The sequence below is a fragment of the Candidatus Nitronauta litoralis genome (genome assembly GCA_015698285.1).
Taxonomy (GTDB): domain Bacteria; phylum Nitrospinota; class Nitrospinia; order Nitrospinales; family Nitrospinaceae; genus Nitronauta; species Nitronauta litoralis.
Window position 1 is genome coordinate 3327677 of record CP048685.1, and the last position, 15928, is coordinate 3343604.

Below are 15928 nucleotides of genomic sequence, written 5' to 3' on the forward strand. Positions count from 1 at the left end.
ACCACACTGAGCTATCTGAGCTTTGACTGAGACGCCTTCCAATCGATTCCGCTACGCTGTATTTTTCCTGTTTTTTATTTCAGGGGCGACGGGTCTTATTTATGAAGTGGTCTGGACCCGTCAACTCACCCTGGTTCTTGGAAACACCCACTATTCAGTGGCCACCGTTCTTACCACTTTCATGGCCGGGTTGGCACTGGGTAGTTTTTTTGGAGGAAAATGGATAGATAGGCATGGCAATCCTTTACTGGTTTATGCCATGCTCGAAGCGGCGATCGGTCTTTATTGTCTTGCCATCCCCTGGTTGATTGATCTTGCCTTACCGCTGTTTAAAATGATTTATGCTGGCTTCCAGAGTTCATACCTGGAATCCAGCTTTTTACGCTTCCTGGTTTGTGCATCCATCCTGATAATCCCGACAACTTTGATGGGAGCTACCTTGCCCGTCCTTGGCAAGTTTGTTTCCCGAAACCCTGAAGGAATTGGGCGTGATGTCGGAACTTTATATGGTTTGAATACATTTGGGGCTGTTGTGGGGGCCTATGTCAGTGCCTACTGGTTAATGCGGTTGTTGGGGATCAGTATGACTGTTTATCTGGCGGCCTCCATAAACATCGGGATTGCCATCATCATTTTTTATTTTTTAAAAAAATTTCCTTCTTCATTTGTATTAATTACAGATTCTACACGGAACCTCGAAAAAAAAGCTTCCCTGCAATCAGAACCAGAATTGACACGAAAGGAATGGGGGGTGTTATTGGCTTTTGGAGTTTCCGGGGTAGCCGCTTTGATCTATCAAGTTGCGTGGAACCGAATTTTTTCACTTGTCCTTGGTTCTTCAGTTTACGCTTTCAGCTTGATCCTGACTACGTTCATATTAGGCCTGGCTCTGGGGACGATTGCATTTTCCCGATTGTGTCATCGTTTTAAAGACCTGAATGAAGTGTTTTCTTACCTGCAGCTGGCAATTGGGTTTTCCGCTCTGCTTACACTCCCATATTTCGGTTCTATCCCGTATGTCAACCGCTGGGTTTATCTTAATTGGGGCCAGGATTTTCAAACTATCCAATGGGCCAATTTTCTAACCATTCTGGTTTTAATATTTCTTCCAACCTTTTTAATGGGAGGACAATTCCCGGTTGTAATTAAGCTCGTTGCTAAACGGCTTGATTCCCTTGGGAAACGTGTAGGACAGGTCTATGCTTGTAATACTATTGGGACAATTATTGGAGCGTTTCTTGCCGGATTTATTTTAATTCCTGCTGTTGGAATCCAGGACACCCTCTGGATATCCACTTTAATTAACATCACCACTGGAATTGTTTTACTCACTTTTGCAAGTCAGTTAAATCGCCAATCAAAATTTGTGACTCTTACAATGGTTTTGCTTTTATGCCTGATGGGTTCCCAGCTTGTCCCGCGTTGGGATCGGGCAATTATATCAAGTGGGTCTTTCATGCCTTATCGCCTGGCTGATCTTGAACAGGCTATTGAGAAAAAAAATAAAATTTTATTTTATAAAGAGGGTATTCATACAACGGTCACCACAGAACTTTCTTACTCAGGAAATATTTTCTTGAGAGTAAATGGGAAAACAGATGCATCACTTGCCGGAGATATGAGGACTCAACTTTTATCCGGCTACATTCCAATGTTGGTGCATCCTGATCCAAAAAATGCATTGGTTGTGGGGCAGGGTAGTGGAGTGACCCTTGGAGCTGTATTGAGTTTTCCTGTTGAAAGCGCAGATCTGGTTGAAATTTCTCCTGCTGTTATTGAAGGTTCCCGCTATTTTGGTCCGTTCAACAACCACTCACTTGATGACAGCAGAGTCACAACCATTCTTCAGGATGGACGCAATCATCTCACTTTGACAGACAAAAGTTATGACGTGGTTATCTCCGAACCGTCTAACCCCTGGATTTCTGGAGTTGGTGCTTTATTCACCAAAGATTTCTACCAGTTGCTGGTCAAAAAGCTAAATCCAGGCGGAATCGCCTGTGTCTGGGTTCATACCAATATGTCGCCTGACAATTTCAAATCTATAGTCAAAGCCTTCACTTCCGTTTTTGGGCATGTGACTATGTGGGAATCAATTGTTGGAGAAGATTATCTGCTGGTGGGCTCGATGCAGCCCTATCAGTTACCCTTCGAAAAGACACAAGCCCTTTTTAATGACCCAAAGCGTGGACGGGCTTTAAGAAGGCTGGGGCTGGCCGAAATTAAAGATTTAATGGGACTTTTTATTATGGACCAGGAGGGACTGAAAAATTTTAGTGCAGAAGCCCCAATGCATACTGATGACAACTCACTGCTTGAATTTAATGCTCCGGAATATATTTATAAAGATGAACGACATATTATTGTCCGTCAGTTGACTCCGTTTTTTGGGGGAAAACCGGATTTACTGAAATTTACAACGACAGATGTTGATACCAGTCTAAAGGTTAAAAAAGAGGTTGCGGCACTTGAAAGAACTGAAACGCAGGTAAAAGAAATAAAAAGAAAAGCTCAGGTGGAACAACACTTGGGACGAGCCCTGGAGGCGGTAAATGCTCAGCAGATGGAAAAAGCTCTACAAAACTATTTTGAAGTATTAAAGCTCGATCCAGATCATGTGCTGACATTTTTCAATATGGGAAACGTCTATCGAGGGATGAGGAAATATGAAAAAGCAGAGATTTCCTACAGAAAAGCGCTTGAAATCAATCCATACTATGTTTTTGCCTCCATGGGACTGGCGCAGGTTTATCTTGTGACCAAGCAACCGGGTAAGGCTCATAAGGTGTTGAATCGGGCTCTGCAGATTTTGCCGGAGGATGCTGAAATTAGGACCTGGCTCGGATTGTCGTATATTAAGAGTAATAGGTTGGAAGAGGGCCTTGAGGAAATCATGCAAGCAGTTCAATCTGACCCCTATTATCTTCCAGCCTATTTCTATCTGGGGTTGTATCTATCAGAATCAGATAGTAGCAAGGCCCGTAAGTATCTTGATTATTTCCTCAATCGGGTTGCCGGGGATAGCCGGTTTAAGAATATGGAGCAAAAAGCTCGGGAGCTTTTAAACAAACTTTAATCATTGTTGGGTAGTCTGTATACTCGCAGAACTTTCTCATACTGTTGAAAAGTTTATAATTAACGGAAATAAACAGAAACATCCTTGATCTTCAATATCGGATGAGATGAGTGATTTTTAAATATGCCTAAAAAAATCAAAGTTTTATGGGTTCTAACCAGCATTGTCATTGTACTTGGGTTTTTCTTTACCTCTATTAAATTTCAAGTGCAACAATCTCGTGAGGACCACAAGCGCCGAGCTGAAGAATCACGGATAGCTTATGAGGAGAAACTGGCAAAACGCAAGGCGGCCATGGCCCTTTCTAAAAAGGTCGAAAATATCCGGGAAATGGTAGCTTCGGGAAAAAATAAAAAAGCGATTATACTTGCGAAAGAAGTGGTTGAGAAAGATCCTGAAAATGCCCTTGCACGCACCTGGTGGGCAGTGGCATTGGTAAACTTGAAGAAAATGGATGAGGCGATTGAAATGTTTAAAGCATCCTCATCTAAGGACCCGAACCAGGCTAAGACCTATCAATTTTGGGGGCTCACCCTGGTAAAAATGGGACGCTATCAGGAAGCCATAGATAAATATGAAAACGCTCTGCTTCTGGAACCGGAAAACAGCAACGGGTTTACTTACTGGGGAGCAGCGCTGGGACAGATGGGGCGCCATAAGGAAGCTGTTGAAAAGTTGATTAAAGCTCTGGATTTGAATCCTTTTAACAAACTGGCTTACGGAGTTCTGGTTGATTCTTACTTCCATCTTGGAGATTATCCCAAAGCATGGGAGACTGTTAAAAATGCAAAAAAACAAAAACTGACAATTCCGGAAGGAACTTTGTCAAGATTGAGGAAAGTAAGCCCCGAAAAGGGGTAGTTCAATTAAAACTTTAAAATGGAAACATTTTAAGAGAATTGGGTTAAAAAATTGGTTTTAAAGGGCTGAATTTCAAGTTATTTCAATATTTTGTGGTATTTTCCCAGTTTTTTGCTATATTATTCCAGTTTTATTTGCCCTATTCAGGTGACCTTCATTGGTAGTTCCCACCTGGTCAGTCCCTGTCATACAGCTTGGGAGGAAAATCTTAGTGTTGTCCTACAAAACAGGTAGTTCTAAACGTTTATTTGCCGTAATTGCGTTTGCCTTGATCGGCTTTGCTCCGGTTTCCGTATTTGCGGCTGACTTTGAAGGGAATCTTGATTTTTTTAAGGGTTTTGATTGGGAGTCCGTTCATGAAGAAGTAAATAAAAATAATAATGAATCCAAAGGCCAATCCAATAAGCCCGGGGCGCAAACCAATAAAGGGCCATTTGAAGTTACGCAGACAACTGAAGTAACAATTCAGTTGGAAAAAAAGATGCCCGCAATGCAAGGGTCTAGTGACAAGCCATTCCTTGGGCCGGACCCAATGGAATCAGATTTTGAAGATGACCCCTTTGCAACTGAAGAGCAGGAAATCCCGGAGCTTAGTGATCCTCTTGAGGGTCTAAACCGGACTGTTTATAATTTTAACGATACCGTTTACGACAATCTGCTCAAGCCAGTGGCAGAGACTTACCGCGATCTGCTTCACGAAGAAGTGCGCATAGCAGTTCGTAACTTGTTTAACAATGCATTGGCTCCTGTAAAGTTTGTCAGTAGTGTCGTCCAATTGAATCCCGGAAAAGCGGGCCGAGTTGTTGGGCGCACCCTCCTCAACACGGTTTTTGGTTGGGGTGGTATGCTGGACGTTGCGGGCCAGGAGTACGGTATCAAAGATGTGAATGAGGATTTTAACCAGGCACTTGGGTATCACGGTGTCGGTTCGGGACCTTATATTGTCCTTCCCTTTTTAGGGCCCACGACTGCAAGAGGTGTTGCTGGCCGTGTGGTTGACTCCTTTCTGAGCCCGACTATCGTGGCGGCTCCCGGATTTGCAGTTGGGGCTGCATTGTCAGGTGGAAGGATTGTTAACGACACCTCCTTCAGAGTGGAAGACATAGAAACGCTGAAGAAGGAAGCCATCGACCCCTATATCAGCATGCGCGACTTCTATCATCAGTACACTGAAGGACAGGTTTTAAAATAAATTAAAAATTGATTTATTCCCAACTTGTCTCTTTCTACTGATCTTTCTTTTAGGTATCCTGCCAATGTTTTTAACAAACATACAGGCAGGATACCTTGAACAACTCCCCTGAAAATTCCAATCGGCTGGCAAATGAGACCAGTCTCTATCTTCTCCAGCACGCTCACCAACCAGTAAACTGGTACCCCTGGGGCCAGGAAGCCCTTGAAAAAGCCAAGCAAGAGAATAAACCCATCTTCCTCAGCATTGGGTATTCGGCTTGTCACTGGTGTCATGTCATGGCACATGAATCATTCGATAATGAAGAAATTGCCCGGTTGATGAACGATTGGTTTATCAATATAAAGGTCGATCGTGAGGAACGGCCCGACATTGATGCTGTCTATATGAAATCAATTGTAGCCATGAATGGGCACGGTGGTTGGCCCATGAGTGTGTTTTTGACTCCTGCCCAGAAACCTTACCTAGGTGGAACCTACTATCCTCCTGAGGCAAGACACAATCGTCCTGGCTTTCCCCAGGTTCTTAAACAGGCCCATGATCTTTTTCATAACAAAACGCAACAGATCGAATCACAGGCGGCAAAAGTGATAAAGAAAATTGAAGAGCCCATACCTTTGCCAGATCCAAAAGGTCACTCAGCGGATACAGTGATCCAGGCTGCAGTGGATCTCCTGATGGAACGGTTTGATGAAAAGTTTGGAGGTTTTGGGAACGGAATGAAATTCCCGGAACCTATGGTTTACAGCCTGCTCCTCCGGCATTGGGTGAAATCGGGGCAAAACAGTTCGATTGAAATGATAGACCGAAGTCTGACGCAAATGGCAGGTGGTGGCATTTATGACCAGATTGGTGGTGGCTTTCATCGCTATTCAACCGACAGGGAATGGCGCGTGCCGCATTTTGAAAAGATGCTTTATGACAATGCTTTGATGGCACGCCTCTATCTGGAAACCTGTCAGGCTACCCGTCAAGATCTATATCGTGAAATCCCATTAGAAATTTTTGAATATATCGACCGTGAAATGACTTCTTCAGCCGGCGGGTTTTATGCCAGCCAGGATGCGGACACGGAAGCAGGGGAGGGACACTTTTTTACCTGGGAATTAAAAGAAGTTCTTGATTTGCTCGGACCACGACATGCAAAAGTGTTTGCACGTGCTTATGGCATGACACCCGGAGGAAATTTTGAGAAGCGGAATGTCCTGTTCCGTGCGGTTGACCCTGAAACCATTTCCAAAGAAGAAGGGATGGCTATTTTTGAAGTTGACCATTCCCTTAAAAAAGCAAAAGAAACCCTGTTCGAGGCAAGGAGTAAAAGACAGAGGCCAACCCGCGATAACAAAATAATCGCGTCCTGGAATGGCATGATGATTTCGGCTCTTGCATTTGGTTCCCGGGTTTTGAATAACCCCGAATTAAAGAACCGGAGCATTAAATGTGCTGATTATCTTTGGGACACCCTTTGGGATGGAAAGTGCCTGAAGAGAGTAATAATGGAAGGTGAAGCTAAATACGATGCCTGCCTGGAAGATTGTGCTCATTTGCTCGATGGATTTTTGAACTTGTATGAAGCAACCTTTGACCTGAAGTGGATCGATCGCTGTGAGTCTTTGGCCCAATATACAATTGAAGAATTTTCTGACCAGAAAGAGGGCGGTTTTTTTATGACGGGTAATCATCACGAAGGATTGATCACCCGACTCAAACCTGGGGCCGACGAGGCAATCCCATCAGCAAATGCTGTTGCGGCCCTGGCCTTTTTAAAACTTGGCGTTGTTACGGGAAATTCGAATTTTACAAAGCAGGGGCGTGGGGTTCTGGATTCGTTTCGGGCAGAAATGGAGAACCGGCCAGCAGCTCATCTTGGCTTGTTGGCGGCCCAGGATTTCGATTCCGGTTCCCTCACCGAAATTGTTGTGAGCGGCCCAACTTCGGGGACGGACCATGAAGAGCTCATGGACCGTATATACCAGGACTTTCGACCCTCGAAAGTTGTTGTCGGATATCCCGGTGCTGATGAGGAGAAGCGTGTACCCCTTTCACAGGATCGGGGACCCATTATGGGTAAATCTACTGTGTACTTATGTCAAAAACAAACCTGTCATCCCCCAGTTACATCAGCCGAAGATCTGGATTCCCAATTAACCAGACCGCCAATTATCCAACTGAATATTTATGATCAGGAAGGTGCGACTAAAGACATGGAGAAGAAAGAGCAGGAACAATTCCTGAATGCCATGTCGCAAATCTTCAAATTTTCAGGGTTGGATAAAAAATAGCTTTTAGAACTCCACCTCGTACACGTGGTACCCCGCATGTTTCATACCAAGATGTGAATATACTTTTCGTCCCGGACTGTTTTCCTCTTCAACATATAGCCGCAAACCCCTGACGGATTCGTTTTTTCTTGCAAGGCTCTCTATATATCTGTATATGCCGGTGAAGACCCCCTGCCTTCTATAATCTCTTTGGACATAAACACTTTGTAACCACCAGAGTTCACCATTCCTCCAGTCGCTCCATTCATAGGTAATCATTGCCTGACCAATTACCTGGCCTCTGGATTCCGCAACAAAATATTGGCAACGCTCTGGTCTCTCCAGACCGCCAACAACTCCGGCCATAATGGTGCTGTTGTCCAGTTCTTTTCCTTCGGTTTCCTTTGCCAGAAGTTGATTAAACTCTGCCAATACCGCTGCATCATTCTTGCAGCCAATTCTAATTTTAATTTCTGGATGAGCTTGAGTCATAACCGATTGGATGTGTGAATTAGCAGTGCGTCAATCATTTCATTGATACGCTCATTAATTGTTTCGTTTATAAGCGCACCGTCCTTAAAGTCTTCATAAGTGGTGTAGACAGCAGGCTGAACCGTAACCACCCGGGCTTCAAAAGCAAGTATACGACTCAAATCTCCCAGAGCCATATAGGAACGGTTGCCTCCAGCATTACAAATTGTGGCAGATACCTTGTTTTCCATGGCACCAGCTGTCAGGTCAATAAAGTTCTTTAAAGGGCCCGAAACTGAAAAACAGTAAACAGGCATTCCCCATATATAGCCCTGGGCATCTTCCATCTTTTTATAGGCTTTTTGTGTGTCCTCGTTGTATTGCGCAAGGGAACGGCCATCGCAAAAAGGTAAGTCTAAATGACGCAGATCGAGGATCTCATGGCCTTTACCACGTTTCTGAAGTTCATCAGCAGCATGTTGGATAACCACTGATGTTTTTGAATTTGGATTCAGGCTTCCCTGGATTAATAGTATTGAATTCATAGGGCCTCAATTATTTAATTTGAAAAGTTTATCACGGCCCGGTCAGTACCTTTGACAACCTTTCAAGTACCCAGTCGATTTCCTGACTTTCAATGACCAGGGGAGGGGCCACGCGCAGTACATGAGTGTGAGTTTCCTTACAGAGAAGGCCCTGTTCCATGAGGGTTTCACAAAATCTCCTGGCTCCACCGGCTTCAGGATGCAGTTCAATGCCTATTAATAAACCGCGCCCTCTCACTTCCTTGATATGGGGAGAGGAAATATTCTTCAATTCATTTAAAAAGTAATTTCCCATCTTTTCAGAGTTTTCGATTAGCCCTTCTTCAACCAATACCTTGAGGGCCTCCCGGGCAACTGCGCAGGCAAGCGGATTACCACCAAAGGTACTTCCATGGTCACCCGGATTAAAAACCCCAAGTGCCTCCTGGTTGGACAATACAGCCGACACTGGATAGAAACCACCGGATAAGGCTTTCCCGATCACGGTCAGGTCGGCTTCAATCCCTTCGTGTTCTTCTGCAAACAACTTTCCTGTCCTGCCCAGGCCAGTCTGGATTTCATCCAGTACCATGAGAACCTTGTTTTCATCGCAGAGTTTTCTTGCCTCTTTTAAATACCCATCGGGGGGAAGGATCACTCCACCTTCGCCCTGAATGGGTTCTGCCAGAAAGGCCACAGTATTTGGAGTTATCGCATTTCGTAGTGCCTGTGCATCTCCGAATGGGACTGTGATAAAGCCGGGTGTAAATGGTGCGAACCCTGTTTTGTACTGTTCCTCAGTACTGAAGCTGATTACAGTAAGGGTTCGTCCGTGGAAATTATTATGACAAACGATGATCTCGGCTTTTCCATATGGAATATTTTTATACTGATAGCCCCATTTTCGAGCTGCTTTTATGGCAGTTTCAACCGCTTCTGCTCCACTGTTCATGGGAAGAATCCGGTGCGACCCGGTTAATTCACAAATTTCTTCGTAAAATTTACCCAGTTGGTCATGTCTAAAAGCCCTTGAAACCAAAGTCAGTTTTTCTGTCTGCCGAATAAGGGCGTTTTTAATCCGGGGATGGCAATGTCCTTGATTGACCGCTGAATAGGCTGCCAGGCAGTCCAGATATTTTCGCCCATCTGTATCCCAAACCCAGACTCCTTTGCCACGTGTCAAAACCACATCCAGAGGGCGATAATTGTTTGCGCCCCAATTTTCCTCAAGCTCGATATAATCTGTTGTGTTCATATTAACCTCTTGTTTTTGGTGTGGATTTGGAAAAATATTCTACTTTCAGTTTATCATTCAGGAAGGGGATGAAAACACCCTGCAGAAACATAAATTAGCGTTGATAATTCAAGGTTTTGTTAGGTATAATCGGATAATCCGAAAACCCACGTCTAATAAAGACTTGGGCCGCTTGCATACAATTTTGTAAAAGGGAAGGCTGGCCACTTGCTCGCTGGTACCTTTTGAAAAGCCAGGATAAATCTTAAATGTTTAAAAACCTATTTTCCTAAGGGATAGTTATGGCCATTGATGACAAAGAGCTAGAAACTCTGATGCCGGCTCTCACCGTAGATTGGACCGAAGACGCCAAAGCCCGTATGTTGAATGTTCCTTTTTTCGTTCGCAAGAGTGTGGTGCGAGGCATCGAAACCTTTGCCAAGGAAAAGGGGTTGGACCTTATAGATGATGCGGTGGTCTCCAGAGCAAGACAGGAAAGAGAAGGTGCCGCCATTGAAGCACGACAGGCGGAACGAACAGCACAAGTTGAGGAGGGAAAAGAAGTTAAACGGCAATATGTCAATTTCAGTTTTTATAAACTGGACCCAGCGTTCCGTCGTCAGCCCAAAGAAGTACGTGAACGTGCGAGGCAGGAGTTCATTGACTTGCTGACTGATATTGACAGCGAAGGTAACATGATCATGATCTGCTATACGCTTATTGGTGTTAGAGCCGATGCGGATTTGATGCTCTGGAGGATTTCATACGAGATGGAAGACTTCCAGAAAATGAGCACCCGGATGTATCAAACGGAACTTGGCAAGTGGCTTATCACAACCGATTCCTATCTATCCCAGACAAAGCGGTCCATGTATATGGACACATTGAATCCTGAACATGAGGAAGATAGAACTCATATCATTCCCGGAAAGGCTAAATACCTGTTCATTTATCCTTTCGTAAAGAAACGTGAGTGGTACCTGTTGACCAAGCACACCCGGCAGGGAATCATGGATGAGCATATTTTTGTCGGCAATAAATACCCATCAGTAAAGTTGAACACCACCTACTGCTTTGGATTAGACGACTATGAGTTCGTCGTGGCGTTTGAAAGTGATGAACCAGGTGATTTTGTTGACCTTGTCATGGACTTGCGTGAAACTGAAGGTAGTCGGTTTACTGAAAAGGACACCCCAATTTATACTTGTACTGCAATGGCTCCGGAAGATGCCGTAAACGCACTTGGAATTTAATTTCAGGGGCCAAAGGGTAGCAGTAACAAAAAAGTTTTAAGTAAGAAACAAATGGTAAACTTTAAAAAGCCGCTCTGTTTTCAGGGTGGCTTTTTTATTAATTGGCGATAGTTTTTAGATTAATATTTGGAAACCATGCAGGATAAACGTTATATAGTGGTAGGAGACCATTTGACAGATGAAGACGGGTCTCCCCATTTTGTTGAGCCTTTGGAATTGTGCAGGCTTTATAAAATTGACCCAAGCCAGGCGGTTCTGGTTGACCGGCGTCATCATACTTATCGAATTATCATGCGCAAATATCCTGAGCTTCCTGTTTTATTGCCGAGGCAGGATGGAGATTATAGTCTCCAGAAAAATAATAGATTAAAGTGAAATCAGCGTTGGTCGATGAGATAGCCGCCTTCCCAAAGCCCGGCATAAACTTTTCCAGACGCCAATATGTGAGCACCTTCTCCATGGGGCAGATCATTTTCGAACTGGCCTATATAGCGGTCACCGTTAGCATATTTATAGGTTCCCTGCCCACACATCCGGTCTTCGCGAAATTCGCCATTAAAAGTATCACCGTTAGAAAAGGATAATTTGCCCTGACCGTGTGGTTTCCCGCAATCGAATTGTCCGGTATAAATTGTACCGTCGCTTGAGGTGTACACCCCCATACCCTGAGGGATCTCACCGCGCATCTGGCCCTCGTATCGATCACCATTAGGCCATTCCCTGTAAAAATAACCCGGGACATGGTCGTGTTCGCGGACTGTCGACGTTTGTCCTTCAGGATTTCCTTTATCAAATGAAGAAGTTGAAGCGGTTTCCGTTGTTGCGCTCTGAAAACTGGTATCAGGCTGGTCAGCCGCATATCGGCCTTTCTCATGATTTTTAAAATGCTCTTCCAGTTTTTTGAAAGCGTCTGTGATTTTTTGAAATTGCTCGTGCGCCTTCTTTTGAAGGTGATGAGCATCTTCGGGGAAACGGTCCGGATGCCATTTCTTTGCCTGAAATTTATATGCCCGTTTTATATCCTCGAATGAGCTTTCGGGAGGCAGACCTAATATTTCGAATGAACGGCGCAAGAATCTTTCCTCAAAAGTTTAAGAATAATGCTATCAGATAAACCGTTTTTTAAGAAGAAAAAGGGCGAGAATCAAGACCTTAGAGATTCGATAGGAGTGTTTTTAAGGAGGGAAAGAAGCCGGTTTAATGTAGAGCGGAGCTCGCGCCGGTGCACGACCTGATCGATTAATCCGTGTTCCAGAAGGAATTCTGCCGTTTGGAATCCTTCCGGCAGCTTTTGCTTGATCGTTTGTTCAATGACCCGTTTGCCCGCAAAACCTACCGTCGCACCTGGTTCGGCCAGGATTATATCTCCAAGAAAAGCAAAGCTGGCTGAAACGCCTCCTGTCGTGGGATCTGTCAGTATAGAAATGTAGGGAAGGCCGTTTTCGGAAAGTCGGTTGAGGGCAGTGGAGGTCTTGGCCATTTGCATAAGAGAAAAAATACCCTCCTGCATACGAGCCCCTCCTGAACAGTTCACAATGATCATGGCGTGTTTTTCCTGAATGGCTCGTTCGATAGCACGGGTGATTTTTTCACCTACCACCGAGCCCATACTGCCACCCATGAACTTAAACTGGAACACGCAAATTTCGACGTGATGATCCCCGATCATTCCTGTGCCTGACAATACAGAATCCTTGCCGGGGTTATCCCGTAGTGCAGATTTAAGACGATCTTTATATTTTTTTACGTCTTTAAATTTAAGTGGATCACCGGAAACAAGATTCCCGTCATGCTCAATAAATGAACCCGGGTTCAATAATTGCTCAACCCGTTCACCCGCACTGATCCTGAAATGATAATCGCATTTTGGGCAAACGCTGGAGTTCTCTTCCAGGTCAATTTGGTAAAGCTGTTCCTTACAGCGCTTACATTCAACCCAGTTTTGAGTGGGTTTCGGGATTTTTTTCCCGATTCCCGCTTTGGATTTAAATTTATCAATCCAGGACATTTTTAATTCCAGTTATAAAGAATCCCCTTATTACCAGGGACAAAATTAAGATTAATTATTTGGGATCGACACCCTGTTGCTGTGGAGCATTTGAGCTTTGGGCAACAGATTTCAGAAAAAGGAATGGTCCGCTTAAAAGATAGAGCCCGGTAATAATGAACAGGGCGATCTTGGGGACAGTGGCAAAGGCGTAAAGAACGAGCACAATAAAAAGGAAACGGGTAAAAGGGACTCTCTTTTTAAACTCAAGTTGTTTGAATGCCGGGTATTTAAGATTGCTCACCATTAAAAAAGCGAGGCAGTAAACAACGCCAACCATTATTATAGGATCGAGTTTTGTAAAGAAAAGGTCTTCAAACGCGATAATGATTGATGAGATAACCGCTGCGGCTGCTGGAATTGGCAGACCCAGAAAGTTATTCCCCAGAAGATCGGGCTTTGTGACATTAAAACGCGCCAGACGTAAAGCTCCGCATAGAAGAAAAAGAAAAGCCGCCATCCAGCCCAGGTGACCAAAGGGCTTTAAAACCCAGGCGTATGTCAGAAATGCCGGTGCCATGCCAAAGGAAATTACATCTGCAAGAGAATCGTATTGGACTCCAAAGGCGCTTGATGTTTTGGTCAGACGGGCTACCCGACCATCGAGACCATCAAAGACCATGGCAATCAGGATGGCGACTGCTGCCACATCAAATTTGTCTTCCATCGTGGCAATAAAGGCGTAAAACCCGCAGAACACCCCACAAGTTGTTAAAAGACTGGGTAGGATATAGATGCCTTTTTTTAACTGTACCCGATTAACCTTCATCCTCAGGAACCTTCAGGAAGTTTTCCCAGAATACTGCTACCACCTTTTACGTGATCGCCAATTTTTACATCAATTTTAGAATCGGCAGGTAAGAAAATGTCGGTTCGCGACCCAAATCTGATGAGGCCAAAGCGTTCCCCCGTTTCCATCGTTTGGCCTTCCCGAACCCAACAGACTATACGCCTTGCAATTAACCCAGCTATTTGTTTCACAAGTACAGAGTGGGGGCCGGTTTCAATTAACAGAGCGTTTTGCTCGTTATCCAGAGATGCCTTATGACTGGCGGCATTCAGGAACTTCCCTTTATTATACCGTATTGCCAGAATTCTGCCTGGAACCGGGACTCGATTAACATGAACATTAAACACATTGAGAAAAACGCTGATTCTGACCGAAGGCTGGGTTAATAGAGGGTCAGTATCGTCCTGGATTTCGACCACCTTGCCGTCTGCCGGAGAAACAACCAGACCTGGCTCAGTGGGGATCTGCCGCTCCGGATCACGAAAAAAGTTCACCACGAACAGCAGAGCCAGGAAACTTAAACCTGCAGGGATGATCCAGTTCAACCAAAAGAACAGAACTGTGACTGCAAGAAGTGGCAGAATAAAACGGTAGCCATCACCGGCGATAGGAATACGCATGCTTTATAGATTACTGAAGTTTTTTGCCGACGAACGGCATCATTTTGCGTAATTTTTCTCCGACCACTTCGATGGTATGCTCTGAATCCCGTTTCATCTTGGCGTTCATAACGGGCTGGTTGGCCTGATTTTCCAGAATGAACTCGCGGGCGAATTCACCGCTCTGAATTTCACCCAGGATTTTCTTCATCTCCTTGCGGGTTTCTTCAGTGATAATCCTCGGTCCCCTGGTCACATCTCCATATGCTGCGGTGGTACTGATCGAATAACGCATATTGCCAATACCTCCTTCATAAATCAGGTCGACAATAAGTTTGAGTTCATGCAGGCATTCAAAGTATGCCAGTTCGGGATTATACCCGGCGTCTACAAGGGTGTCGAATCCAGCGCGGATAAGTTCAGTAACACCTCCGCAAAGAACAGCCTGTTCTCCGAAAAGATCGGTTTCGGTCTCTTCACGGAAAGTTGTTTCAAGAACTCCGGCACGCGTTCCGCCGATTCCCTTGGCATAGGCGAGGGCGATTTTCTTGGCATTTTTGGTCGCATCCTGGTGAATGGCCATAAGGCATGGAACACCGGCTCCTTGCTCGTACGTTCTTCTAACCAGATGTCCGGGACCCTTGGGAGCTACCATGAATACATCAACATTTTCGGGTGGGACAACTTGACCAAAATGAATATTGAAACCATGTCCAAAGGCGATAGCATTTCCCTTTTTAAGATACGGTTCAATCTCGGAAACATAAAGTGCGCGTTGTTTGTCGTCCGGCACAAGAATCATCATGATATCGGCCGCTTTAGCTGCTTCTGCGACGGTTTTAACAGTCAGGCCGTCATTCTGCGCGCGTTTCCAATACTTACTTTCCTTACGTAGGCCAACGATGACTTTCAGTCCACTGTCATGAAGGTTACGTGCGTGGGCATGCCCCTGGCTACCATAACCGATGATGGCGATAGTTTTCTTTTTAAGAATTTTGATGTCCGCATCTTTGTTGTAATATGCTTTGCCCAAGGGAGTTCTCCTTCAGTTAGGCTAGTTGATTGATTTCACACCGCGGCTCATGGCTATACGCCCAGACCGCACAAGTTCCTTGATTCCAAGTGGACGCAGTAATTCAAGGAAGCCTTGAATTTTTCCCTGGTCACCGGTGATTTCGATTGTGTAGGTTGCAGAACTGACGTCAACCACCTTGGCCCGAAATATCTCAACGATACGCAGAATTTCTTCACGGACCCTGGGCTCAGCATTCATTTTGACCAGAATCATTTCCCGGTCAATGAAGCTTTCCTCAGTGAGATCGATAACCTTAATAATATCGATCAGCTTATTGAGTTGTTTTGTGATCTGTTCAATTTTTTTATCGTCTCCACGGGTGACGATGGTCATCCGGGAAATATTAGGGTCTGTGGTTTCTGCCACATTGAGGCTTTCTATGTTGAACCCCCGACCGCTGAACAGCCCTGATATCCGGGACAGAACCCCGAATTTATTGGAAACAAGAATGGATATGGTATGTTGCATGAGTTAAAAACTTAAGAGTTAAATAGACCGCTATTCATCAGAAATTATTTTAAGGATGAGTACTCTTTTCAGGACTG

The 15928-nt window shown here is 44.7% G+C and carries 15 protein-coding genes; 6 read left to right on the forward strand and 9 right to left on the reverse strand.

The window, feature by feature from the left end; genetic code table 11:
* Nucleotides 1-22: 22 nt before the first annotated feature.
* The 4 genes from G3M70_15165 (at nucleotide 23) to G3M70_15180 (ending at nucleotide 7411) form a co-directional block, all read left to right on the forward strand.
* Nucleotides 23-3076, forward strand: coding sequence for a tetratricopeptide repeat protein (locus G3M70_15165; GenBank protein QPJ63140.1), 3054 nt, complete (start codon nucleotides 23-25; stop codon nucleotides 3074-3076).
* A 123-nt stretch (nucleotides 3077-3199) separates the two neighbouring features.
* Entirely contained in the window at nucleotides 3200-3937 is a 738-nt protein-coding gene (locus tag G3M70_15170) for a tetratricopeptide repeat protein (protein ID QPJ63141.1), read from the forward strand.
* Nucleotides 3938-4151: 214 nt separating this feature from the next.
* Nucleotides 4152-5129 carry a VacJ family lipoprotein gene (locus tag G3M70_15175; GenBank protein ID QPJ63142.1) on the forward strand — a complete coding sequence of 326 codons (978 nt, stop codon included), beginning with the start codon at nucleotides 4152-4154 and terminating at the stop codon, nucleotides 5127-5129.
* Between the two features lie 95 nt (nucleotides 5130-5224).
* Nucleotides 5225-7411: a thioredoxin domain-containing protein gene (locus G3M70_15180; GenBank protein QPJ63143.1), complete on the forward strand. Its 2187-nt coding sequence runs from the start codon at nucleotides 5225-5227 to the stop codon at nucleotides 7409-7411.
* 3 nt (nucleotides 7412-7414) lie between these two features.
* Here G3M70_15180 and G3M70_15185 read toward each other — a convergent pair whose 3' ends face one another.
* Genes G3M70_15185 through G3M70_15195 form a run of 3 tightly spaced genes read right to left on the reverse strand, consistent with a single transcriptional unit; the run spans nucleotide 7415 to nucleotide 9640 of the window.
* Nucleotides 7415-7882, reverse strand: coding sequence for a GNAT family N-acetyltransferase (locus G3M70_15185; protein QPJ63144.1), 468 nt, complete (start codon nucleotides 7880-7882; stop codon nucleotides 7415-7417).
* On the reverse strand, nucleotides 7879-8406 hold the full coding sequence (locus tag G3M70_15190; protein QPJ63145.1) for an NAD(P)H-dependent oxidoreductase: 528 nt from the start codon (nucleotides 8404-8406) through the stop codon (nucleotides 7879-7881). The genes G3M70_15185 and G3M70_15190 overlap by 4 nt, the downstream gene beginning before the upstream one ends.
* A 31-nt stretch (nucleotides 8407-8437) precedes the next feature.
* On the reverse strand, nucleotides 8438-9640 hold the full coding sequence (locus G3M70_15195; GenBank protein ID QPJ63146.1) for an ornithine--oxo-acid transaminase: 1203 nt from the start codon (nucleotides 9638-9640) through the stop codon (nucleotides 8438-8440).
* A 281-nt stretch (nucleotides 9641-9921) separates the two neighbouring features.
* On the opposite strand from G3M70_15195, the gene G3M70_15200 reads away from it, so the two are divergent.
* Nucleotides 9922-10872 (forward strand): chlorite dismutase, encoded by a 951-nt coding sequence (locus G3M70_15200; protein QPJ63147.1) that lies wholly within the window; start codon nucleotides 9922-9924, stop codon nucleotides 10870-10872.
* 135 nt (nucleotides 10873-11007) lie between these two features.
* Entirely contained in the window at nucleotides 11008-11247 is a 240-nt protein-coding gene (locus tag G3M70_15205; GenBank protein ID QPJ63148.1) for a hypothetical protein, read from the forward strand.
* Nucleotides 11248-11249: 2 nt separating this feature from the next.
* Here the strand turns inward: G3M70_15205 and G3M70_15210 are convergent, their stop codons facing one another.
* The 6 genes from G3M70_15210 to ilvN all read right to left on the reverse strand — a co-directional run bounded on the left by G3M70_15210 (nucleotide 11250) and on the right by ilvN (nucleotide 15851).
* Entirely contained in the window at nucleotides 11250-11945 is a 696-nt protein-coding gene (locus G3M70_15210; GenBank protein ID QPJ63149.1) for a DnaJ domain-containing protein, read from the reverse strand.
* 71 nt (nucleotides 11946-12016) lie between these two features.
* Nucleotides 12017-12880: an acetyl-CoA carboxylase carboxyltransferase subunit beta gene (locus tag G3M70_15215; GenBank protein ID QPJ63150.1), complete on the reverse strand. Its 864-nt coding sequence runs from the start codon at nucleotides 12878-12880 to the stop codon at nucleotides 12017-12019.
* A gap of 55 nt (nucleotides 12881-12935) precedes the next feature.
* Nucleotides 12936-13688: a CDP-diacylglycerol--serine O-phosphatidyltransferase gene (gene pssA / locus G3M70_15220; GenBank protein QPJ63151.1), complete on the reverse strand. Its 753-nt coding sequence runs from the start codon at nucleotides 13686-13688 to the stop codon at nucleotides 12936-12938.
* A gap of 2 nt (nucleotides 13689-13690) precedes the next feature.
* Nucleotides 13691-14329 carry a phosphatidylserine decarboxylase family protein gene (locus tag G3M70_15225; GenBank protein ID QPJ63152.1) on the reverse strand — a complete coding sequence of 213 codons (639 nt, stop codon included), beginning with the start codon at nucleotides 14327-14329 and terminating at the stop codon, nucleotides 13691-13693.
* A gap of 10 nt (nucleotides 14330-14339) precedes the next feature.
* Nucleotides 14340-15341 (reverse strand): ketol-acid reductoisomerase, encoded by a 1002-nt coding sequence (gene ilvC / locus G3M70_15230; protein QPJ63153.1) that lies wholly within the window; start codon nucleotides 15339-15341, stop codon nucleotides 14340-14342.
* A 21-nt stretch (nucleotides 15342-15362) separates the two neighbouring features.
* Entirely contained in the window at nucleotides 15363-15851 is a 489-nt protein-coding gene (gene ilvN, locus G3M70_15235; protein ID QPJ63154.1) for an acetolactate synthase small subunit, read from the reverse strand.
* Nucleotides 15852-15928: the final 77 nt, after the last annotated feature.

Bases quoted from the DNA above. Each gene is read 5' to 3' on its own strand.
- G3M70_15170 (QPJ63141.1), top strand. From the start codon at position 3,200: ATGCCTAAAAAAATCAAAGTTTTATGGGTTCTAACCAGCATTGTCATT.
- G3M70_15185 (QPJ63144.1), bottom strand. From the start codon at position 7,882: ATGACTCAAGCTCATCCAGAAATTAAAATTAGAATTGGCTGCAAGAAT.
- G3M70_15190 (QPJ63145.1), bottom strand. From the start codon at position 8,406: ATGAATTCAATACTATTAATCCAGGGAAGCCTGAATCCAAATTCAAAA.
- G3M70_15195 (QPJ63146.1), bottom strand. From the start codon at position 9,640: ATGAACACAACAGATTATATCGAGCTTGAGGAAAATTGGGGCGCAAAC.
- G3M70_15200 (QPJ63147.1), top strand. From the start codon at position 9,922: ATGGCCATTGATGACAAAGAGCTAGAAACTCTGATGCCGGCTCTCACC.
- G3M70_15205 (QPJ63148.1), top strand. From the start codon at position 11,008: ATGCAGGATAAACGTTATATAGTGGTAGGAGACCATTTGACAGATGAA.
- G3M70_15215 (QPJ63150.1), bottom strand. From the start codon at position 12,880: ATGTCCTGGATTGATAAATTTAAATCCAAAGCGGGAATCGGGAAAAAA.
- pssA (QPJ63151.1), bottom strand. From the start codon at position 13,688: ATGAAGGTTAATCGGGTACAGTTAAAAAAAGGCATCTATATCCTACCC.
- G3M70_15225 (QPJ63152.1), bottom strand. From the start codon at position 14,329: ATGCGTATTCCTATCGCCGGTGATGGCTACCGTTTTATTCTGCCACTT.
- ilvN (QPJ63154.1), bottom strand. From the start codon at position 15,851: ATGCAACATACCATATCCATTCTTGTTTCCAATAAATTCGGGGTTCTG.